The organism is Euzebya pacifica, assembly GCF_003344865.1.
Classification (GTDB): domain Bacteria; phylum Actinomycetota; class Nitriliruptoria; order Euzebyales; family Euzebyaceae; genus Euzebya; species Euzebya pacifica.
Window position 1 is genome coordinate 3,696,673 of sequence record NZ_CP031165.1, and the last position, 20,722, is coordinate 3,717,394.

The window sequence follows — 20,722 nt, forward strand, 5'->3', positions numbered from 1 at the left end:
GACGGGTCGGTGCACGACGACGCCGGCGACCCCGAGGGGGCGCCGGCGTCGATCGGTGGTTCGTTCGGAGCGAACGGTCGAGCAGTGCTGACCTAGACGGCCTCCTCCAGGAGGTCGATGGTGAAGTAGCTGTCGCCGCTCATGCCGAGGTTGTTGACGTTGACGTTGGCGCCGCGCACCGAGACCTTCAGCGTGAACCCGGACACGTGCGTCTGGTGCGCCGTGTCGGGGATGTCGAAGGTGAAGGTGTGGGTGGCGTTGTCCTGGCCGGCAACCAGGATCTCGGAGGTGCCGGAGCCGAGGGTCACCGGCGGGACGAACGGGCCGCCCGTGGCGATCGGGTGGGCCGACAGGGACACGTCGACGACCGACTGGCCGGCGCCGGGGAAGCCGTCCCCGACCCAGGACTCGGCCCGGATGACGACCTCGACCTGCCCGTCACCGTCGAGGATCAGGTCGTAGGCCTTCGTGGTGGACAGGGAGTCCTCCGCGTCGACGGCCTCGTTGACCGGCAGGCCCCCGATGGTGCCGCAGCCGTCGTACTCGTCGACCGCCGACCTGTCGTCGAGGTAGAGGTTCTCGGTGGCGCCACACCCCTCGCCACGCAGGTAGAAGGTGTCCTCGATCTTGTCGTAGACGGGGTTGGCCATCGCGGCGGGCGCCAGGACGGCCAACGCGAACAGGGCGGCGAGCAATCGGACGGTGGTGGTCACGGGGTCTCCTGAGGTCTGGCGGCGCTTGCACGAAGGTGGTGCGACGCGGGTCGGTGGTCACACGTTCGCCAGCACCGGGGCCGGTTCCTGCCTCCTGAACGGGATCCATCACAAATGCGGCGATGTGTCATCGAGGGCCGATTACCGACCGGCTGGGTGTGCATGGAAAGCTCCTCCCACGATGTTCGGCCTTCCATCCCTGAGTCCCGGCGAGGTGATCGGCGGCGTCCGCGCGCTCGTCCGTGCCGGCGTCATCCGGCCGATGCTGCCGCGCCCGTCGCTGCTGGGGATGGTCCTCGAGCTGCCGATGCTGCGACCCAACCTCGGACTCGCCGTCGCCTTCCAGGCCGGAACGCAGCCCGACGCGGTGGCCGTGATCGACGATCGCGGGATGTTGACCTGGGCGGAGCTCGACAACCGGGTCACCCGCCTGGCCAACGCGCTGCTGCAGCACGGCGAGCCCCGAGGTTGTGTGGCGTTCATGGTCCGCAACGGCCGCGAGGCGCTGGAGTGCTACGCCGCAGGGGGACGATCGGGCCTGGCGCCGGTCCCCCTCAACACCTGGGCGACCGGGAGCGAGATCGGCCGCATCCTCCACATGCAGCGCCCCGCGGTGCTGGTCGTCGACGAGGAGTTCACCGACGCCGTCGCCCACGCCGTCCGGGACCTCGACGACCCACCCGTCCTGCTGACCATCGGCCCCGGCGGCAGCTACGAGACCGCGCTGGCCTCGGCGTCCAGCTCCGCACCCTTCGTCCGCGGCACCGGCAAGGTCGTCATCCACACTTCGGGCACCACCGGGGCGCCCAAGGGCGCGGAACGCAGCGTGGGCACGTCGGGGCTCGGGGCCATGCTGGGGTTCGTCACCAAGGTCCCCCTGCAGCGCGGTGACCGGCTGCTGATCGGCCCGCCGCTGTTCCACGGCTTCGGCGGTGGCGTCGCCGGCGCAGCCGTGCTCATCGGCGCGACGTCGATCCTGTTCAGGGGCTTCGATCCTGCAGACTTCCAGCGGATCGTCGACGAGCACGTGGTCGACGCAGCTGCGCTGGTCCCCGTCCAGGTGCGACGGGCGCTGGAGGACGGTGGACCGGGCGGACCCGGCCGCCTGCGGATCATCCTCACCAGCGGCTCGGCCATGCCCGTGGCCCTGCGCCAGCGGGTCCAGCAGCGCTGGGGTGAGGTGACCTACGACCTGTACGGCTCCACGGAGGCGGGCTGGGTGTCGATCTCCACCCCGGCGGACTTCCGCGAACGACGCGGGACGGTCGGCCAGCCCGGTCCGGGCATGCACGTGGAGGTCATGGGAGAGGACGGCCGACGGCTGCCGACGGGTGAGATCGGCAGGCTGCGCGTGACCACCGGGATGGAGTTCGCCGGCTACACCGGCTCCGACACCCACCGCGGGCCGGTGGAGATCGGCGACCTCGGCTACGTCGACGCCGACGGATACCTGTTCGTGACCGGTCGTGGCGACGAGATGATCGTCTCCGGTGGCGAGAACGTGTATCCCTCGGAGGTCGAGGAGGTGCTCGAGGCCCATCCCGACATCACCGACCTGGCCGTCATCGGCGTGCCCGACGAGGAGTTCGGGCAGGTGCTGCGCGCCTACGTCGTCGGCGACGTCGAGCCCGGCGAGGTCCGTGACTGGCTACGGGAGCGGATCGCCCGCTACAAGGTCCCCAAGCGGGTCGTCGTGGTCAGCGAGCTGCCGCGCAACGCCACCGGCAAGGTCCTCAAGCGGCACCTGCTCCGCGCCGAGCACCCCTCCCTCGGCTGACCTGCGCTCCTCGCAGCGCTGCGATGCTCAGCCGCCCAACCGCGCCAGCCAGTAGCGTTTCTTGCCCACCCGCAGGACCAGGGTGGTCGTGGTGGCCAGGTCGTCGGGCGTGAGGGCGCGGTCGGCGTCGTCGACCTTGACGTTGTTGATGCGGACCCCGCCCTGGTCGACCAGCCGACGCGCCTCACCGTTGGACTTGGCCGCCTCGGCGGTGGTCATCAGCTCGGCGACGGTCATGCCGCTGCCGATCGCGTCGGCCGGCAGTGACACCGACGGGGCGGCGGCGAAGGCCTCGGCCAGCACCGCGTCGGACAGGCCCGTGAACGCCTCGTTGCCGAACAGCACCTCCGTGGCCCGTTCGGCGTCGGCCAACCCCTCCTCGCCGTGGGCGATCCTCGTGGCCTCCACGGCCAGCCGACGCTGGGCGATGCGGCGATGTGGCGCCTGGGCGTGCTCGGCCATCACGGCCTCGACCTCGTGGAGCTCCAGGAAGGTGAACATGGTCAGGAAGCGCCGCACGTCGTCGTCCGCGGCGTTGATCCAGTACTGGAAGTAGGCGTAGGGCGACGTCAGCTCGGCATCCAGCCACACGGCGTTGCCGGCGGACTTGCCGAACTTCGCCCCGCTCGCCGTGGTCAGCAGCGGCCAGGTCAGTCCGAACGCCCTGCCCCCGTGCATGCGGCCGATCAGGTCGGTCCCGGCGGTGATGTTTCCCCACTGGTCCGACCCGCCCCCCTGCAGCACGCAGCCCTCGGTCTCGAAGAGGTGGGCGAAGTCGTAGGCCTGCAGCAGCTGGTAGGAGAACTCGGTGAAGCTGATCCCCTGCTCACGGTTCTCCAGCCGACGCTTGACCGACTCGCGGGCGACCATCTGGTTCACGCTGAAGTAGCGGCCCACGTCACGGAGGAACGGGATGAAGCCGATGTCGCGCAGCCAGTCGTAGTTGTCGACCAGCAGGCCGTGCTCGGGCTCGGACAGGTCGAGGAACCGCCCCAGCTGCGTCCGGATCCCGTCGAGGTGGGTGGCCAGGACGTCCTCGTCCAGCACCTGCCGTTCGTCGTCGCGACCGGAGGGGTCACCGATCCGGCCCGTGCCGCCGCCGGCCAGCGCGATCGGTCGATGCCCCATCCGCTGCAGCCACGCCATCGCCATGATCCCCACGAGGTTGCCCGCGTGCAGGGAGACCGCGGTCGGGTCGAAGCCGACGTAGAAGGTGACCGGCCCCTCGTCGAACCGGGCCCGGAGGCCATCCTCGTCGGTGATGTCCTGGACGAAGCCGCGTTCGCGAAGCACGTCCACAGGGTTGGTGCTCATGCCGAGGAACGGTAGCGGGCCGGTCCCGCTGTGCCGAACTCCTCGCGGGCGCGTGGCTGCGCCTACAGGACCCAGGCCGGCAGGCCGTCGAGGACGATCGCGTCGTAGACGTCCACCCCGTCCGGATGCTGCGCGGTCTGCACGGCGTGGTGGACGCGGAACCCCAGGGCGCGATCGTCCGGTTCCTCGCTGAGGGGCGGCAGGTGGTGACCGGCGATCATCCGCACGAGCACCTTCGGCAACGACCAGCGCCTGGCGAGCAGGGCGCCCGCCGTGGCATGGGTGATGCCGAACCGCTCCTGCTCGGCCTCGTGCAGCGGTTGGCCGCGTCGGCGGCTCTGGGCACGCAGGTCGGCGTGTTCGTCGGGCCAGGCCAGGGCCATCAGCGGCATGCCGATGTCCATCAGCAACGCCCCGGTCCGGGCATGGGGTGGCAGGCCCGGCATGCTGGCCGCCATCCGCGCAGCCGCCACGCCGTGGCGCTGTGCCTGCTCGATCACGTCGCGTGGCACGTCCAGCGCCGACACGGCGGAGAACGCTGCCGAGGCGATCACGACCTGGCGGAGCGTCTCCACACCGAGCAGGGCGGCGGCCTGCGCGAGGCTGGAGATCACGACGTGTTGCGACGCGAAGCCGGCGTTGGCGAGGTGCAGGACCTTGGCGGCAAGCATCGGGTCCTGCCCCACGGTTGTGGCGATCCGATCGGTGGAGACCTCGGGGTCTGCCACGAGCTCGCGGAGCTCGAGGAGGATGCCGTGGGTCGGTGGCAGCCGTGCCACCCTCCCGATGGCGTCCTGCAGCTCGGGCGGCACGTTCGCCGGTGCGGCTTCGAGGGCCGACAGCACGGCATGGAGGGTGACGGCGGTCGGTTCGCGAACGAGGACTCGATGCGCAACGCCGGTCTCCACCCCGGGTGCGGGCAGGCGGTCGTCCTGCTCGTCGACCAGCAGCCGGACCGCCGACGGCTGGATGCTCTTGACGAGGGTCAACAGGGTGGCCCCGGCGATGTGCCCGACCCTGCGTGCGGCGACGACCGCGTCCCACCGCTGGTTGCGCAGCTGGCCGAGGCACCCCACCCCGTCGCTGGCGGTCTCGACGGTCCAACCGAACCGGTCGCGCAGCTCCGTGGCGGTGCGCGCCAACGCACCCCCCGGCACGTCGACGACGAGCATGAACATGGTTGGAGTTCCGATGGACGGACGGACGACGGGACCTCCATCGGCAGCAGGCACCGGTACATGAGGTGCCGCTGGCTGCGGGAGCCGGTCCGGTGATAGCGTGACGGCCGTGCAGCAGCAGCTCGTAGCCACCCGTGCAGCCGACCTCGTACTCGGCTGCGCTTCTGCTGTGCTCATCACCGGCGGGCGTTCCTAGCCCCCGACCAACCACCGGGCAGGCAGGAGCGGCCCGGTGGACCATCCTGTCGTGCTCCCCGTGTCGCCCCTCGTCGACCCCCCGACGAAGGACCATCTCGTGAGGCGTTCCCCACACGATCCGCACGGACACCACGATCCACGCCAGGACCACGCCCCTCCGGCGCCGACCCGCCTGCGACTGGAGCTCGACGACCGCTGTCGCGCCCTGGCCAGGGTGATCGCCCTCGTCGAAGGCAGGGGCCTGCACATCGGCGAGCTTCGGTTCCGGCCGGCCGGGCCGACCCGGGATCGGGCCGAGGCCGTCATCGAGATCATCGGGGCCCCGTCCGGAGACGCCCCCGATCGGCTGACCACACTGGTGGCACGCATCGAAGCGCTGCCGAGCGTCCGTCGAGCCCACGTGGAGCGTCCGACGCTCGTGGGCTGACGCTGGCCGGACGTCGTCGTCAGCTACAGCTCGACGTCGGGTGGGCCTGTCCGCTCGACGTCCTCCACGCGCCAGCGATCGACCCACTCCGGCACGTCGACCTCGACGCCGTGGTCGTGGATGTCCCGACCGGCCGGATCGCCGAGCTGGGCGGCCCGATGCACCACGTACCCCAGGGCGCGTCGTTCGGGGGTGGACGAACGCGGCACGAAGTGGTGGCCTGCGATCATCTCCACCACGCCCGTGGGCAACGACCAGCGGCGGGCCAGCAGCGCGCCGGCCTCGGCGTGGGACGTGCCGAGGACCCGCATCTCCTCCACGTGCAACGGCACCGCGCGTTCGTGGACCATCTGTCGCAGGTCGGCGTGCACGTCAGGCCAGGTGAGGGCCATCAACGGCAGGCCGATGTCCAGCAGCAACCCACCGACCGCCGCGTGTGGGGGCAGCGTTCCCGACTCGATGGCTGCGGCCGCAACGGCGACCCCGTGGCGTTGCACCGCGGCGACCAGGGTGGGGTCGACGCCGAGCTGTTCGGCGGCGGTGAAGGCGGCGGAGGCGAGCACCACCTGGCGGAGCACGCGCATGCCGAGCAGCGCAGCGGCCTGCTCCAGGTCGTGGACGGTGCCGGCCCGACCGGCGAGTCCCGCGTTGGCGAGGTGCAGGACCTTGGCCGCGATGGCCGGTTCGGTGCGCACGACGGCCGCGACGCGGTCGGCGCTGCACGTCGGATCGGTGAGGATCGTCTTGAGGTCGGTGAGGATGCGGGCCACGGACGGTAGCCCCGCAACCGCGCCGATGGTGTCGACGAGGTCCTGGGGGGCGCGCATGCCCCCGACGCCCATCACGACCAGCATCGCCCTGAGGCTGGCGGGGCTGGGCACGTCGTCGAGGACACGGTGGGCGATCTCGGCGACGGCCAGGGCGCTCGACGGGTCGTTGCCCCGGCCGAGGCGGACGAGGCAGCGGGTGGCCGACGGCTGCTTCAGCCGTGCCAACGCCAGGGCGCTGCCGCCGTCCCCGAACTCGTCGTCGGCGGCGATGAGGGCGTCCCAGCGTTCGGCCGTCAACGCACCGACGACCTCGCCGATCGTGGACACCGTCGTGGTGTTCCAGCGGTAGGTGGACGCGACCTGGCCGGCAAGCTGCGTCAGCCTGCCTGGATTCTCGTCGACGAAGAGCACGTGCACGGGTTCGTTCCCCTCCATACGGGAGGGCCTCCACCGACCATGATCGGCCCGCGCCGACCTGACCTGAGGCGGCGACCTTCACACAGGGTGATGCACGCGCGTCACCCCGTGGGGGTCGTCCTGACCCGCCGATCGGGCACGGCCAGCAACCCCAGGCCGATGCCGATCGCGGCCGCACCGATGACCTGGGTCACGCTGGGTCGTTCCGCCAGGATGCCGACGGCCAGGATCGCCGCTGTCAGCGGCTCGGCCAGGCTGAGGGTGGCACCGACCGCAGCCGTCACCTCTCGCAGCCCGGCGCCGAACAGCAGGTAGGCGACGAGGATGGTCGGGCCGGCCAGCCAGAGGAGCATCGCGACGCCCCTCCAGTCGGCCAGCCACCCCAGGTCCAGCCCGACCAGCAGCGGGAGGAGGAGGACCGCTCCCCCGCCGAACACCGCGGCCATGGCCTGCGCCGGCGACCACCGGTCGAGGAGCTGCTTGGAGGCCACGGCATAGGTGGCGTAGCTGAGGCCGGCGACGAGCGCCAGCCCGATGTCGCCGAACGCGCCGCCACCCGGCCCTGCGAGGAGGACCAGCCCGACCGTCGCGATGGTGGTGGACCGCCACCACCTTGTCGTGGGGGCCTGTCGGCGGACCGCCCATTCGATGAGGCCGGTGAAGACCGGCGAGGAGCCGATGGCCACGGCCGTTCCCACCGCGACACCGGCACGGTCGACCGCCGCGAAGAACGACAGCTGGTAGGCCGCCACCCCGATCGCCCCGGCGAGGACCGGCAGCACGGGCCGACCCGTCGGGCGGGCGTCCGTGCCCGTCACCGGGCCGGATCCTCGTGTGGAGCGCCCTCGTGTGGAGCGCCCTCGTGTTGAGCGTCCTCGCGTGGAGCGCCCTCGGGTGGAGACCAGCATCCAGAGGGTCAGCAGTGCCCCGCCGGCGACCAGGCGGGTGGTGCCCACCGCCAGCGGACCGGCGCTGTCGGGACCGAGCGCCTGGGCGGTGCCCGTGGTTCCCCACAGGACCGCCCCGAGCAGCACCAGCACCACCCCGCGGGTGCGGCCGGAGACAGCCTTTCGATCCATGGGCTCGTCGGGTTCCGGCGGGGTCGAGGAGGTTGGCTGGGTGATGGGCATCACGGCACAGTGTGAACTCGGCCCGCACCATCGCCACCGTATGGTGGACGGGTGCGCACCCCGACCGAGACCCACCCCGTCCCCGAGCACGTCGCCGCGGCGCTGGACGAGCTGACCCGGGCCCTCCCTGCCGGACGACTCCTGACCGATCCCGATGTCCTGTCGTCCTACCGGACCGACCGCGCACCCGACCTGCGCGCCGGCACCCCCGCCGCCGTGGTCCGCGTCCGGTCCACCGGTGAGGTCCAGCAGGTCATGCGCGCGGCCACGCGCCACCGGGTGCCGGTCGTGCCCCGCGGCGCCGGCGCCGGACTGCACGGTGGCTCCAACGCCGTCGACGACGGCATCGTGCTGTCGATGGAGGCGATGACGTCGATCCTCGACGTCGACCCCGCCGACCGGCTCTGCGAGGTCGAACCCGGCATCATGAACCTGGCCCTCAAGGAGGAGCTGGCGGTCGACGGGCTGTGGTACGCCCCGGACCCGGCGTCGATGGCGTTCTGCTCCATCGGCGGCAACGTGGCCACCAACGCCGGCGGCCTGTGCTGCCTGAAGTACGGCGTCACCCGCGACTGGGTGGCGGGGCTCGAGGTCGTCCTCGCCGATGGCCGGGTGATCGAAACGGGCAGCCGCACCATCAAGTCCGTGGCCGGCTACGACCTGACGTCGTTGATCGTCGGCAGCGAGGGCACCCTCGGGGTCGTCACACGAGCACGGCTTCGCATCAGGCCGCTGCCCCCGCCGGCCAGCACGCTGGTTGCCTTCTTCGGTGACCTCGGCGATGCAGGTCGGGCGGTCGTGGAGATCTGCGAGGGCGAACCACCCGCCCTCCTGGAGATCATGGACGCCTCCACGATCCGCGCGGTCGAGGAGTGGCAGCGGATGGACCTGGACACCGACGCCGCGGCGTTGCTGCTGATGCGCAGCGACGTGGCCGTCGACCGGTCGGGGCATGTCGCTGCCATGGAGGAGATCTGTGCCCGCCACGGGGCGACCTTCGTGGCGCGGACCGACGATCCCGACGAGGGCGAGGCGTTCCTGCAGGCCAGGCGCCTGGCGTTGCCCGCCGTCGAGCGACACGGCGTGGCGCTGCTCGAGGACGTCGGGGTCCCGCGGTCGCAGGTTCCGGCGTTGCTGGCCAGCACCGGCCGGATCGCCGAGCACCGCGGCACGGAGATCTACAGCTACGGCCATGCCGGTGACGGCAACATGCACCCGACCCTGCGGTGGGACCACGACGACGCCGACGGCAAGGCGCGGGCGATGCAGGCCTTCGACGACATCCTCGAGGCGGCGCTGGCCCTCGGGGGGACCGTCACCGGCGAACACGGCGTCGGGCTGCTCAAGGAGCAGTGGTTGCCACGGGAGATCGGTGCGGACGCGATGGACGTGCAGCAGGCCATCAAGGACGCCCTGGACCCTGCCGGCATCCTCAACCCCGGGAAGATGGCGCTGCGGTTGCGGTGAGGGCGTCCACGTGGTTGGGGTGGCGCCCGGCCGGATAGGGTGAAGCCCACATGGCCTACAAGCTCCCCAACCCCGAACGCGAGCGGACCGAACGCAACCGCGAGCTGAAGCGGCTGCGCAGCCCCGACGAGGAGGACCGGGTCGAGCGGGCAGCCGCGCTGATGCTCGTGTTCCACGAGGAGCGCGACATCAACCACGTGATGGAGCTTGCACAGATAGTGATGGACGCCGCTGACGACGGCGTGGACGTCATGGTGACCACCTACCTCCACGAGGTGGTCGACGACGAGGACCGGATGGAACGGCTGGCCATGCTGGCCAACGTCGGTCGCTGGATCGAGTCGACGCCGCTGGAGAACGCCGCGCGCGACCGCGGTGTCACCGTCGCGGCCGACTGGTGCGCCCAGGTCAACGACGAGATCGATCGGGCCGAGCGGTTCAGCGTCGTCGAGCGTCGGTTCGATGCGGAGGTCCGCAAGGCCGTGCAGGCCACGCTCGCCTGAGGCATCCGGCCGGGACCTCGCCCGGCGCTCGACCTGCCGGCCGCTGCACGGCCCGCTGCAGCCTGCCCCGCTGCAGCAAGGGTCCACTTGGCGGGCCTGTTGCAGGGTGCGGGCTCGCGTCCCACAGTGTTCCGGATGCCCCCTCCTCCCGCGTTGTCGTCAACGACGTTCGTGTCGGCCCGATCCGCGGTGCTCGCGGGTGTGCGCGACATCTCCCCCGTCGTGCTCGGCATGGCGCCGTTCGGGCTGCTCGCCGGGATCGCGGCGATCGAGGCCGGGATGCCGGCCTGGGGTGCCAGCGTCTTCTCCACCTTCGTGTTCGCCGGGGCCGCGCAGCTCGCTGCCCTCGACCTGATCGCCCAGGGTGCGGCTGCCCCGATCGTCATCGGCACGATCGTGGTGATCAACGCCCGCTTCCTGATGTACTCCGCGAGCCTTGCCGTGCACCTCGGCGACGAGCCGGCAGGGCGGCGGCTCGGCGTCGCCTACCTGCTGACCGACCAGGCCTACGCGGTCACGATCGCCCGCCTGACGGAGAACCCGCGCCTCGCGCACCGCGTCGCCTACTACACGGGTGCCGGCGCGCTGCTGTGGGCGTGCTGGCAGGGCTACACCATCACCGGGACGCTGGCCGGGGCCGCCATCCCCGACGACGTCCCCATCGAGTTCGCGATCCCGCTGGTGTTCGCCGCGCTGCTGGTCCCGGCGCTGACCGACCGGGCCACGCTGGCCGCGGCGCTGACCAGCGCCCTCGTCGCCACCCTCGCCGCCGACCTGCCCGCCAACCTCGGGCTGCTGCTGGCTGCCGCCGCGGGCGTCGCGGTGGGCCTGACGACGTCGGTTCGCGGCGGCTCGTTCGAGCGCCAGGCGGTCCCGACCCCCGGTGGCCAACCGCTCCACGACGACAGGTTCCGGGACGACTCGGGCGAGGAGGACGCGGCGTGAGCGGCACCCTCTGGACGATCGCGATCCTCGGTGGGATCGGCACGTTCCTGGAGCGCTGGTCGTTCCTGTCCGTCGCCCACCGCGCAACTTCCCTGCCGCCGATGGTTCGGGAGGGGCTGCGCATGATCCCGGCCGCAGCCCTGGCGGCGCTCGTGGCCCCGGCGGTGTTCCGAGGCGGGTCCGTCGACGGGTCCATCGACCTCCTCGACCCCCGTCTGCCCGCCGCCGTCCTGGCCGTCCTGGTCATGTGGCGGACCCGAAACATCGTGCTGACGCTGCTGGTCGGGATGGGCGTCCTGCTCGGCCTCGACGCCCTGGTGTAGCGCCCCTCGGTGCATCGACAGGGGGACGGCGAGGCCGGGACGCGGTTCAGCGCCTACGCGAGCAGGCCACGGAGGCCGCCGACGACGGCGTCGATGGCGGCAGCCGCCGCACGGCTGGTCCCGCCCATGCCCATGAACCCGTGGATCAGACCCGGGAAGTGCAGGCCGGCCACGGGGACGCCGGCCTCGCGCAGCCGTTCGGCGAACCGGAGGCCGTCGTCCTTCAGCAGGTCATAGCCCGCCGTGGCCACGACCGCAGGGGGCAGCCCGGAGAGGTCCGACATCTCCGACGGGGAGAACCCGCTCTGCGGCGCGTACGCGTCGTAGAACCACTTCATCGTGGACCTGGTCAGGCCGTAGCCCTCGGCCAGGTCGTCGTGGGACGCCGAACCCATCGTGGGCTCCATTGCGGGATACACGAGGCACTGGGCGTCGATGGTCGGGGCACCCTCGGTGTCTCGAGCACGGGCCGCGACCGCCCCCGCGAGCAGCGCACCCGCCGAGTCGCCGGCCACGACCAACCGGTCGGCGTGGAAGCTGTCGCCCATCTCGCTGGCGGCGTACTGCACGGCGTCCCACGCGTCGTCGTGGGCAGCGGGATAGGGGTGCTCGGGGGCCAGGCGGTAGTCCACCGACAGCACGATGGCCGGCAGGGCCGCGAAGGCCCGGGCCATCTCGTCATGGGTCCTCGGGTTGCCCAGCACCCAGCCACCGCCGTGGAAGAACACCACCAGCGGGAGGGGGCCGTCGTGCACGGAACGGCCCAGCGGACGGTACGCCCGGTACCACAGGTCCCCGATCCGGTACTCCTCCACCGAGCACTCGGCGCCGCGGGGCGGACCGTCGCCCCGTCGCAGGGCGACGACCTGCTCGTAGGCGGCCCGCGCCTGGGCGGCGGTCTCCATCTCCTCGTACGGCGTGCCGCCCGCCTCGGCGAGGTCGGCCAGATAACGTGCGGTGTCGGGGTCCAGCGTCATTCCCCAATCATGGCGCACGTGTCCACCCGACTGGCGCACGAGACCTTGTCCACGCTGGCATGATCGCGGCATGTCCCTCGACGCCGAAACCATCCGCAAGGCACCGAAGGTCCTCCTCCACGATCACCTCGATGGAGGGCTGCGACCCCAGACCGTGATCGACCTCGCCGCCGAACACGGCTACCGAGAGCTGCCCACCACCGACGCCGACGACCTGGCGACCTGGTTCACCCGCGGTGCGGACCGCAAGTCCCTGGAGCTGTACCTCGAGGGCTTTCGCCACACCGTCGCCGTCATGCAGGACCCCGACTCGCTGATGCGTGTCGCCCAGGAGTGCGCCGAGGACCTCGCCGACGACGGGGTCGTCTACGCCGAGGTCCGCTTCGCACCCGAGCAGCACCTCGAGCACGGGCTGGACATGGACCAGGTCGTCGAGGCCGTCCTCGCCGGATTCCGGAAGGGGTCAGCGGACCGCGGCATCACCATCGGCACCCTGATCACCGCCATGCGCCACGCCGCCCATTCCCGTGAGGTCGCCGAGCTCGCGATGCGCCACAAGGACGAAGGCGTGGTCGGCTTCGACATCGCCGGCGCCGAGTCGGGGTACCCCCCCACGCGCCACCTCGACGCGTTCCAGCTGATCCAGCGCGAGCTGTCCCACATCACCATCCACGCCGGCGAGGCCTTCGGGCTGCCGTCCATCTGGGAGGCCCTGCAGTTCTGCAACGCCGAGCGCCTGGGACACGGCGTGCGGATCGTCGACGACATCACCGTCGACGACGACGGTGACGCCCATCTGGGGCGCCTCGCGGCGTTCGTGCGCGACAACCGCGTGCCCCTGGAGATGTGCCCCACCTCCAACGTGCACTCCGGCGCCGCCCCGTCGCTGGCCGAGCACCCCATCGACCTGCTCAAGCGGCTGCGCTACCGGGTGACGGTCAACACCGACAACCGGCTGATGAGCAACGTGACGATGACCTCGGAGATGACCGCGCTCGTCGAGACGTTCGGCTGGACGCTGGAGGACCTCCGTTGGGTCACCATCAACGCCATGAAGAGCGCCTTCTGGCCCTTCGACCAACGGCTGGCGTTGATCGACGACGTCATCAAGCCGGGATACGAGGCGCTGGGCGCCACCCGGTGAGCATCGACCACACCGCTCCCCCACCGGGCGCGCTGGCTTTCCTCAACGAGCGCCATCTGGCGACGCTCACCACCCTGCGGCCCGACGGCACCCCGCACGTGGTCCCCGTCGGCTTCACCTGGGACCCCGAGGGGCCGACCGTCCGGATCATCACGTCGGCGACCAGCGTCAAGGCCGCCAACATCGGCGGGGGCGGTCGCGCCTCGGTCTGCCAGGTCGACGGCGGCCGCTGGCTGACCATCGAGGGGCGGGGCCGCGTCACCGACGACGCCGCCGACGTTGCCGAGGCGGTGCGTCGCTACACCGAGCGGTACCGCGTTCCGCGAGACAACCCCCGACGGGTTGCCATCGAGATCACCGTCGACCGGATGATGGGCCGCCCGCCCGACGACGTCTGACTAGCTGCTGGGGACGGCCGGACGGACCGGTGAGGGACACCTGACGGCCGCTACCCTTGACGGCCAGAGCGGGCCCGTCGACCGATGGGCCCGCCGTCCGTTCGCCCGAAGGCTCCTCCGATGTCCACCTCCACCCGCGCAACCCGCGACGACTCGCGCAACATCGCCATCGTCGCCCACGTCGACCACGGCAAGACCACCCTTGTCGACGCGATGCTCCACCAGTCCGGCACGTTCCGGGCCAACCAGGACGTCGCCAACCGCGTGATGGACTCCGGGGACCTGGAGAAGGAGAAGGGCATCACCATCCTGGCCAAGCACACCGCGGTGCGGCTGCCGGCCAAGGGCGACCGTGACGAGACGAAGGTCACGATCGTCGACACCCCGGGTCACGCCGACTTCGGTGGCGAGGTCGAGCGCGCCCTGTCCATGGTCGACGGGATCGCCCTGCTGGTCGACGCCGCCGAGGGGCCGCTGCCGCAGACGCGCTTCGTGCTGCGCAAGGCGATGCAGATGACCCGGACGGGCGCCGACCGTCCCGGGCTGCCGATGATCCTGGTCATCAACAAGATCGACCGTCCCGACGCGCGCCCGGCCGAGGTGGTCGACGAGGTGTTCGAGCTGCTGTTCGACCTCGACGCCGACGAGGACAGCATCGACTTCCCGATCGTCTACACCAACGCCAAGGCCGGGACTGCCTCGCTGGACCCCGACGTGCCCGGCGAGGACCTGACGGCGTTGTTCGACACGATCCTCGACACGATCCCGCCGCCCTCCCACGACCCCGAGCACCCGCTGCAGGCCCTGGTCACCAACCTCGACGCCTCGCCGTACCTCGGCCGGCTCGCGCTGTGCCGGGTCCACAACGGCTACCTCGAGAAGGGCAAGCAGGTCGCGTGGATCGACGAGCACGGCGAGAAGCGCAACGTGAAAGTCGTCGAGCTCTTCACCACCGAGGGCCTGGAGCGCGTGCCCACCGAACGGGTCGGCCCGGGTGAGATCTGCGCCGTCGCCGGCCTCGAGCAGGTGATGATCGGTGACACGCTGGCCGACCCCGAGCACCCCGAGGCGCTGCCGGGCATCCGCGTGGACGAGCCGACGCTGGCCATGACCATCGGGATCAACACCTCGCCGCTGTCGGGCCGATCGGGTGACAAGGTCACCGCGCGTGTGCTCAAGGACCGCCTCGACCGCGAGCTCATCGGCAACGTCGCGCTGCGGGTGTCCAACACCGACCGTCCCGACGCATGGGAGGTCAAGGGCCGCGGCGAGCTGCAGCTGGCCATCCTGGTGGAGCAGATGCGCCGCGAGGGCTTCGAGCTGACGGTCGGCAAGCCGCAGGTCATCCCCCAGGACATCGACGGCAAGACCCACGAGCCGCTCGAGCGCGTCACCGTCGACGTCCCCGAGGAGCACTCGGGCACCGTCACCCAGCTGCTGGCCGAGCGCCGTGGCCGCATGGTCGCCATGACCAACCACGGCACCGGCTGGGTCCGCATCGACTACCTCGCCCCCACCCGTGGCCTGATCGGCTTCCGGACCGAGTTCCTGACCGCCACCCGCGGCACGGGTGTGCTCAACCGCGTGTTCGAGGAGTACGTCCCCTGGATGGGCGAGGTCCGCACCCGCAACACCGGTTCGCTGGTGGCCGACCGCAAGGGTCCGGTGACCGCGTTCGCGCTGCAGAACCTGTCGGACCGTGGCGTGATGTTCGTCGGCCCCGGCGAGGACGTCTACGAGGGCATGATCGTCGGCGAGAACGCCCGGTCGGAGGACATGGACCTCAACGTCACCAAGGAGAAGAAGCTCAACAACATCCGCTCCGCCACCGGTGAGGAGCTGGTCCGCCTGACCCCGCCGAAGGTCATGGCGCTGGAGCAGGCGCTGGAGTGGATGCGCGGCGACGAGTGCGTCGAGGTCACCCCCGACGCCATCCGCCTGCGCAAGGTCGAGCTCGACCAGAACCTCCGCGCCCGCCAGGCCAAGCGCGCCAAGAACGACGGCTGATCCCGCTGATCGCCCGCCGGTGACCGGCGGGCGTCGGGGTCAGGCGGTCGTCCGGGTCAGGCGGTCGTGACCGGCCGGTCGACGACCTCGAGGAACGCGTCGACGACCGACGGGTCGAACTGCCGCCCCGACGCGTCCGCGATCTCCACGAGCGCGACCTCCTCGGGCCACGCCTCCTTGTAGCAGCGTTCGTGGGTGAGCGCGTCGTAGACGTCGGCGACGCTCACGATGCGGGCCTCGAGGGGGATGTCCTCGCCCCGGACGTCGTGGTAGCCCTGCCCGTCCCATCGATCGTGGTGGTACAGCGCCATGACCGAGGCCAGCTGCAGCAGCGGGGACTCGCTGTCGCGGAGCAGCTGGTGGCCGACCTCGGTGTGGGTCCGGATGATGGCGAACTCCTCCTCGTCCAGCGGGCCCGGCTTGAGCAGCACGCGGTCGGGCACCTTGATCTTGCCGAGGTCGTGCAGCGGGGCAGCGAGCCCGATCAGCTCGGCCCGGTCGTCGTCGAGCCCCAGCTCCAGGGCGATCGCCCTGGACGTCTCACCGACCCGGCGGATGTGCGCACCCGTGCTGTCGTCGCGGAACTCCGCCGCCATGGCCAGCCGGTCCACGGTCTCGGCCTGTGCCTGCCACAGCGCAGCGGTGCGTTCCCGGACACGTGACTCCAGCGTCCGGTTGCTCTCCTCCAGCCGAGCGTGCAGCCAGCGGGTCTGCAGGAGGTTGTGCATGCGCAGCAGGACCTCGGTCCGATCGAACGGCTTGGTCACGAAGTCCATCGCACCGCCGGCGAGCGCCCGGTCCCGGGTGGCGGTGTTGGCGTCGGCGGTGAGGACGAGGATCGGCAGGAACGTGGCGTGTTCGTTGAGGTCGTCGAGGAGATCCATCACTTCGAACCCGTCCATGGCCGGCATGTTGAGGTCCAGCAGCACCAGGTCGGGCCAGCCGAGCTCGAGGAGCTGCGGCAACGCCATCGGGTCGGTGGCCGTGTGCACGTGCCGGTACCCCTCGTGGCCGAGGATCCGTCGCAGCAGCAGCACGTTCGTCGGCTCGTCGTCGATCACGAAGATCCGGGCATCGTGGTGGTTCTCGGGAGGGTGCACGCGAGGCCTCTTGTCAGTCCATCGGGATGCGGTTGCCGATGGTGGAGTCGACCACACCGAGCAAGGACTCGATGTCGAACGGCTTGGACAGGTAATGGCTGGCGCCCGCGTCGATCAGCACGCCGATGCGGTCTGGCGTCGCGTCGGCGCTGACGACGACCACAGGGATGGTGGCCGTCCGGGGGGCCGCGCGGAGGCGCCGCAGCACCTCCGATCCCGGGATGTCGGGCAGGCCCAGGTCCAGCAGCACCAGGTCAGGACGTTCGCTGGCCGCTCGCGCCAGCCCCTGTTCGCCGTTGGACTCGTGCACCACGCGGAGGCCGGGCCGGCGTCGGAGGATCCGCTCGACCAGCTTGGCGTTCGTCCGGCTGTCCTCGACGTACAGGACGGTTCCTGTCGTACCCGTCCCGGCAGGCTCGAGCGGTGTCGGCTGAGGAGGATCCACGAGATCGAGCGTGGGGTCCGCTGCGACCAGCGCCAGCCGGAACTCCGTGCCCACGCCGACCCTGGACGTGGCGTCCAGCCCCCCGCCCATGGCCTCCGCGAGCCGCTGCGACAGGGCCATCCCGAGGCCCGTGCCCTCCACTCCGGACACCTCCGCGCCGAGCCGCTCGAAGGGCATGAACAGCTGGGCGATGCGGTCGGAAGGAATGCCGACGCCGGTGTCCCGGACCCGGACGGTCACTCCGCCGTCGTCCCGCTCGAGCCGGATCACGACCCGACCCCCCGGGCGGTTGTACTTGACCCCGTTGGACAGCAGGTTCAGCAGGATCTGGGTCACGCGTTGTCGGTCGGCGCTCGCCCAGGGCCCCGGCCCCTCGGGCGGCTCGACGACGAAGGTGACGTCGTTCGCCTCGGCGGCGGGCGCCACGAGCGAGCAGCACTGGAGCACGACCTCGTGCACGTCGAGCGACTCCGACGTCAGCGGCAGGTGACCGGCCTCGATCCGGGAGATGTCGAGCACTTCGTCGACCAACCCGAGGAGGTGCTGGCCGGCCGCACGGATCTGCTGGAGGGAGTCCCGGGCATCGTCGCCCAGCGGTTCGAGCTCCAGCAGCTGGGCGAACCCGAGGACGGCGTTCAGCGGCGTACGCAGCTCGTGGCTCATGCGAGAGACGAAGTCCGACTTGGCGCGGTTGGCCCGCTCCGCTTCGTGGGCGCGCCGCTCTCGCACTTCCTGCTCGATGCGTTCCAGGCCCGCTCGCACGAGCGAGGCGATCTGCGCAGTGGAGGCCAGCAGGCTGCCCATTCCCGCGGGAAGGCCGTGGGCACCGGTGCTGACCATGATCAGCCTGGTGTTGGTCGGGGCGTGCAGCGGCCAGACGAGCCCGTGCACGAGGTTGCCGGGAAGGGTCTCTCCGGCCCGTTCGCCCCGCAGGCCCTGTCCGCCGGCGACGACGACGGCCAGGTCGGCCCGGTCAATGCCGTCGGTGCCGAGCTCGGCGAGGACGACGGCGCCGGCCACCAGAGGTGTCAGTCCCTCGACGACGTCGTCGTAGCCCTGGTCGCGCACCACCAGTCCTGCGGTCCAGCCGAAGGCGTCGACCATGACCTGCACGGCCGTTGCCGCGACGTCCTGGGCCGTCGTGGCGGCCGCAACACCTTCCATGATCTGGTGGAGCGCCGCGACCTCGGCGGCCTGGGCTCCGCGCCGCTCGGCGTCGAGCAGCCGTTCGCATGCCACGCCGGCCGTCCGGGCCAGCCCCTCGAGCAGCTCGCGGGACGGTCCCTCCTCGGCGTCGACCACCAGGTCGAGGATCCCCACCACGCGACCACCGGCCCCCACCGTCAGGACCGTCCGCTGGTCGACGTGCTTGCTCACCGGTGCCTCGGAGGCAAGCACCTGCTGGATGCGGGCAGGCAGGGCGACGAGGTCCCGCTGTCCGTGCACGTCCGGGACCGGCCATCGCGTGACACCGCGCACGCCCGGGACGGCGGTCAGCACCGCGGCGAAGCCGGCGAGGACCGCGTCGATGGTGGCCGCGCGATCGATGTGATCGAGCAGGTCGAGGAGCGGAGCGGCAGGGGCGGCAGTCATTGATGAACCATGTTCGCCTACGCAGTGTGCCCGTTGTTGAACGGGCTGGCAGGTTCAAGAACTGGGGAGAAAGAACGTAACGCCCGCTGGGCTGGCTCGTTGAGCTTCACGAGACGGCGGCTGGACGACCAGCCGGCTGCCCACCGGAAGGACGAGGACTGTGACCACCGCGACGCTTGCGCCCGACAGCACCGAGCTTGCCGACGAGGACCTTGTCGAGGTCGCCCGCACCGGTGACGAGGCGGCACTGGCCGAGCTGCTGCGACGCTTCCGTCCGCAGGTCCGCGCCAAGGCGAAGACGTACTTCCTGTCCGGTGGCGACCGCCAGGACGTCATCCAGGAAGGCATGATCGGGCTGTACAAGGCCGTCCGGGACTACGACCGCAGCAAGCATCCCAGCTTCCGCCACTTCGCCGACCTCTGCGTCACCCGTCAGGTCATCACCGCCATCAAGGGCGCCAACCGCCGCAAGCACGCCCCCCTGAACGCCTACGTGTCCCTCACCGGCTCGGTCAGCCACGAGGACGACTCCGACATGGAGTACCGGGAGCGGATCGCCGACGACGGGCAGGACCCGATCCACAAGATCACGTCCGCGACCGACCTCGACCAGCTCCGCTCGTTCTGCGCAGAGGTGCTCAGCGACCTGGAGACCGAGGTGCTCGTGCGCTACGTCAGCGGTGAGTCCTACTCCGACATCGCCGTCGAGCTCGGCCGCCACGCCAAGGCCATCGACAACGCCCTCCAGCGGGTCAAGCGCAAGCTCGAGCAGTACGTCGAGGAGCGCCGCATCCGCCCGACGGACTGACCCAGACCAACGACCAAGCGGCCGCCGCCCAACCCCGCCGCCACACGCCCTGCCCGGGAACCTCCTCTTCTCCGGGCAGGGCGCTGTGCTTTCTGGACCCCACCGCTGTCCGGACCTCAGTTCGTGAGGGCGCGGGTGTCCACGTCGATGGTGCGGGGTGCGTCAGCACCACGGACGGCGATCAGCTGCAGCTGCTCGCCGGCGTTCCGGAGGGCAAGCAGGAGGTCGTCGGGTCCGTGGAGGGCTGCCCCGTCGAGGGCAGTCAGCAGGTCGCCACGATCGAGCCCGGCCACCGCGGCTGGCCCCTCGGGGTCGACGCCCGCCAGCAGGACGCCCTCCGCCGGGTCGAGGCCGACGGCCGCACGCAGCCATGCGGCCCTGCGGCGCGGCACGACCTGCACACCCAGCCGACGAGGGCGGGGGACCTCTCCCTGCGCCAGCTGCCCGATGATCCCGCGAAGCACGTCGTCGGCACGGACCGCCTGGTACAGGCCACCCTCGATCCGGTTGACGTCCATGCCCACCAGCCGACCCTCCCCGTCGACGACGGGGCCACCCGATGCCCCACGTGGCAACGGGGCGGTGTGCTCCAGCAGGTCGGCCAGCGGGCTGCCGGTGGCGGTCCGCAGCCGTGCCCGTGACGTGGACACGGACCCAGCGGTGACCCTGACCACCCCATCGGGGGCGGCTGCCGCCGCGACCGCAGCCCCGACCGACGGCACCGCGTCAGCGGGGGCCCAGGACAACGGTGTCCGGTCGATGCCGGCCCGGTCGGTACCGGCCGAGTTGGCCCCGGCGTGGTCCTGTCCGGCGTGGTCCTGTCCGGCGTGGTCCTGTCCAGCGTGGTCGGCCACCGCGAGGACCGCCAGGTCCAGGTCCTCGGCGACGCCGAGCACGCGAGCCGGCAGGCGCACACCCGAGTCGAGGAGGACCTCCACGCGGTCACCCCGGACGTTGTGCGCGGTGGTGAGGAGCTGGTTGTCGGGCAACACGACGGCGGTCCCCCGTCGCCCTCGAGCGCGAATGCCGACGGTGCCCGCGGCGACGCGGTCGGCGAGCGTGGTGATGTCGATGGTTGGGACGGACAT

19 protein-coding genes are annotated in these 20,722 nt (G+C 71.3%); 10 read left to right on the forward strand and 9 right to left on the reverse strand.

Annotated elements, in window-relative coordinates; genetic code table 11:
• Positions 1–92: 92 nt before the first annotated feature.
• Positions 93–713, reverse strand: a complete 621-nt coding sequence (locus DVS28_RS15855; RefSeq protein WP_114592323.1) for a hypothetical protein — start codon at positions 711–713, stop codon at positions 93–95.
• Positions 714–894: 181 nt separating this feature from the next.
• Here DVS28_RS15855 and DVS28_RS15860 point away from each other — a divergent pair, with 181 nt between their 5' ends.
• Complete coding sequence (locus tag DVS28_RS15860; RefSeq protein ID WP_114592324.1) at positions 895–2,490, forward strand: AMP-binding protein; 1,596 nt, start codon at positions 895–897, stop codon at positions 2,488–2,490.
• Between the two features lie 27 nt (positions 2,491–2,517).
• On the opposite strand, the gene tyrS is transcribed toward DVS28_RS15860, so the two are convergent.
• Both tyrS and DVS28_RS15870 read right to left on the reverse strand, forming a co-directional pair.
• Complete coding sequence (gene tyrS / locus DVS28_RS15865) at positions 2,518–3,804, reverse strand: tyrosine--tRNA ligase (protein WP_114592325.1); 1,287 nt, start codon at positions 3,802–3,804, stop codon at positions 2,518–2,520.
• 62 nt (positions 3,805–3,866) lie between these two features.
• A complete protein-coding gene (locus DVS28_RS15870; RefSeq protein WP_164710620.1) occupies positions 3,867–4,982 on the reverse strand; it encodes an HDOD domain-containing protein in 1,116 nt (371 codons plus the stop codon).
• A 295-nt stretch (positions 4,983–5,277) separates the two neighbouring features.
• Between DVS28_RS15870 and DVS28_RS15875 the strand changes: the two genes are divergently transcribed.
• Positions 5,278–5,607 (forward strand): hypothetical protein, encoded by a 330-nt coding sequence (locus DVS28_RS15875; protein WP_164710621.1) that lies wholly within the window; start codon positions 5,278–5,280, stop codon positions 5,605–5,607.
• Between the two features lie 23 nt (positions 5,608–5,630).
• Here DVS28_RS15875 and DVS28_RS15880 read toward each other — a convergent pair whose 3' ends face one another.
• Positions 5,631–6,794, reverse strand: coding sequence for an HDOD domain-containing protein (locus DVS28_RS15880; RefSeq protein WP_164710622.1), 1,164 nt, complete (start codon positions 6,792–6,794; stop codon positions 5,631–5,633).
• 101 nt (positions 6,795–6,895) lie between these two features.
• Complete coding sequence (locus DVS28_RS15885; protein WP_216826077.1) at positions 6,896–7,873, reverse strand: DMT family transporter; 978 nt, start codon at positions 7,871–7,873, stop codon at positions 6,896–6,898.
• Positions 7,874–7,975: 102 nt separating this feature from the next.
• Here DVS28_RS15885 and DVS28_RS15890 point away from each other — a divergent pair, with 102 nt between their 5' ends.
• The 4 genes from DVS28_RS15890 to DVS28_RS15905 all read left to right on the forward strand — a co-directional run bounded on the left by DVS28_RS15890 (position 7,976) and on the right by DVS28_RS15905 (position 11,162).
• Complete coding sequence (locus tag DVS28_RS15890; RefSeq protein WP_216826078.1) at positions 7,976–9,391, forward strand: FAD-binding oxidoreductase; 1,416 nt, start codon at positions 7,976–7,978, stop codon at positions 9,389–9,391.
• Positions 9,392–9,441: 50 nt separating this feature from the next.
• Complete coding sequence (locus DVS28_RS15895; RefSeq protein ID WP_114592330.1) at positions 9,442–9,894, forward strand: hypothetical protein; 453 nt, start codon at positions 9,442–9,444, stop codon at positions 9,892–9,894.
• Positions 9,895–10,029: 135 nt separating this feature from the next.
• Complete coding sequence (locus DVS28_RS15900) at positions 10,030–10,839, forward strand: AzlC family ABC transporter permease (RefSeq protein ID WP_114592331.1); 810 nt, start codon at positions 10,030–10,032, stop codon at positions 10,837–10,839.
• The gene (locus tag DVS28_RS15905) at positions 10,836–11,162 is read left to right on the forward strand and encodes an AzlD domain-containing protein (protein WP_114592332.1); all 327 of its coding nucleotides are present in this window, start codon (positions 10,836–10,838) and stop codon (positions 11,160–11,162) included. Before DVS28_RS15900 ends, DVS28_RS15905 begins: the two co-directional genes overlap by 4 nt.
• A gap of 53 nt (positions 11,163–11,215) precedes the next feature.
• Here the strand turns inward: DVS28_RS15905 and DVS28_RS15910 are convergent, their stop codons facing one another.
• Entirely contained in the window at positions 11,216–12,139 is a 924-nt protein-coding gene (locus DVS28_RS15910) for an alpha/beta hydrolase (RefSeq protein ID WP_164710623.1), read from the reverse strand.
• 70 nt (positions 12,140–12,209) lie between these two features.
• Here DVS28_RS15910 and DVS28_RS15915 point away from each other — a divergent pair, with 70 nt between their 5' ends.
• The 3 genes from DVS28_RS15915 to typA all read left to right on the forward strand — a co-directional run bounded on the left by DVS28_RS15915 (position 12,210) and on the right by typA (position 15,688).
• Positions 12,210–13,283, forward strand: coding sequence for an adenosine deaminase (locus tag DVS28_RS15915; RefSeq protein ID WP_114592334.1), 1,074 nt, complete (start codon positions 12,210–12,212; stop codon positions 13,281–13,283).
• Positions 13,280–13,681, forward strand: coding sequence for a pyridoxamine 5'-phosphate oxidase family protein (locus DVS28_RS15920; protein ID WP_114592335.1), 402 nt, complete (start codon positions 13,280–13,282; stop codon positions 13,679–13,681). The genes DVS28_RS15915 and DVS28_RS15920 overlap by 4 nt, the downstream gene beginning before the upstream one ends.
• Positions 13,682–13,801: 120 nt before the next feature.
• Positions 13,802–15,688 carry a translational GTPase TypA gene (gene typA, locus DVS28_RS15925; protein WP_114592336.1) on the forward strand — a complete coding sequence of 629 codons (1,887 nt, stop codon included), beginning with the start codon at positions 13,802–13,804 and terminating at the stop codon, positions 15,686–15,688.
• 56 nt (positions 15,689–15,744) lie between these two features.
• Here the strand turns inward: typA and DVS28_RS15930 are convergent, their stop codons facing one another.
• Positions 15,745–16,788, reverse strand: a complete 1,044-nt coding sequence (locus tag DVS28_RS15930) for an HD-GYP domain-containing protein (protein ID WP_114592337.1) — start codon at positions 16,786–16,788, stop codon at positions 15,745–15,747.
• A gap of 13 nt (positions 16,789–16,801) precedes the next feature.
• The gene (locus tag DVS28_RS15935) at positions 16,802–18,826 is read right to left on the reverse strand and encodes a hybrid sensor histidine kinase/response regulator (RefSeq protein WP_114592338.1); all 2,025 of its coding nucleotides are present in this window, start codon (positions 18,824–18,826) and stop codon (positions 16,802–16,804) included.
• A 160-nt stretch (positions 18,827–18,986) separates the two neighbouring features.
• Here DVS28_RS15935 and sigH point away from each other — a divergent pair, with 160 nt between their 5' ends.
• The gene (gene sigH, locus DVS28_RS15940; protein ID WP_114592339.1) at positions 18,987–19,634 is read left to right on the forward strand and encodes an RNA polymerase sporulation sigma factor SigH; all 648 of its coding nucleotides are present in this window, start codon (positions 18,987–18,989) and stop codon (positions 19,632–19,634) included.
• 116 nt (positions 19,635–19,750) lie between these two features.
• On the opposite strand, the gene DVS28_RS15945 is transcribed toward sigH, so the two are convergent.
• Positions 19,751–20,722 (reverse strand): S1C family serine protease, encoded by a 972-nt coding sequence (locus tag DVS28_RS15945; RefSeq protein WP_114592340.1) that lies wholly within the window; start codon positions 20,720–20,722, stop codon positions 19,751–19,753.

What these genes read in the sequence shown, in the direction of transcription:
- DVS28_RS15860 (WP_114592324.1), top strand. Translation starts at nt 895, where the DNA reads ATGTTCGGCCTTCCATCCCTGAGTCCCGGCGAGGTGATCGGCGGCGTC.
- tyrS (WP_114592325.1), bottom strand. Translation starts at nt 3,804, where the DNA reads ATGAGCACCAACCCTGTGGACGTGCTTCGCGAACGCGGCTTCGTCCAG.
- DVS28_RS15870 (WP_164710620.1), bottom strand. Translation starts at nt 4,982, where the DNA reads ATGTTCATGCTCGTCGTCGACGTGCCGGGGGGTGCGTTGGCGCGCACC.
- DVS28_RS15885 (WP_216826077.1), bottom strand. Translation starts at nt 7,873, where the DNA reads ATGGATCGAAAGGCTGTCTCCGGCCGCACCCGCGGGGTGGTGCTGGTG.
- DVS28_RS15895 (WP_114592330.1), top strand. Translation starts at nt 9,442, where the DNA reads ATGGCCTACAAGCTCCCCAACCCCGAACGCGAGCGGACCGAACGCAAC.
- DVS28_RS15900 (WP_114592331.1), top strand. Translation starts at nt 10,030, where the DNA reads ATGCCCCCTCCTCCCGCGTTGTCGTCAACGACGTTCGTGTCGGCCCGA.
- DVS28_RS15910 (WP_164710623.1), bottom strand. Translation starts at nt 12,139, where the DNA reads ATGACGCTGGACCCCGACACCGCACGTTATCTGGCCGACCTCGCCGAG.
- DVS28_RS15915 (WP_114592334.1), top strand. Translation starts at nt 12,210, where the DNA reads ATGTCCCTCGACGCCGAAACCATCCGCAAGGCACCGAAGGTCCTCCTC.
- typA (WP_114592336.1), top strand. Translation starts at nt 13,802, where the DNA reads ATGTCCACCTCCACCCGCGCAACCCGCGACGACTCGCGCAACATCGCC.
- DVS28_RS15935 (WP_114592338.1), bottom strand. Translation starts at nt 18,826, where the DNA reads ATGACTGCCGCCCCTGCCGCTCCGCTCCTCGACCTGCTCGATCACATC.
- DVS28_RS15945 (WP_114592340.1), bottom strand. Translation starts at nt 20,722, where the DNA reads ATGTCCGTCCCAACCATCGACATCACCACGCTCGCCGACCGCGTCGCC.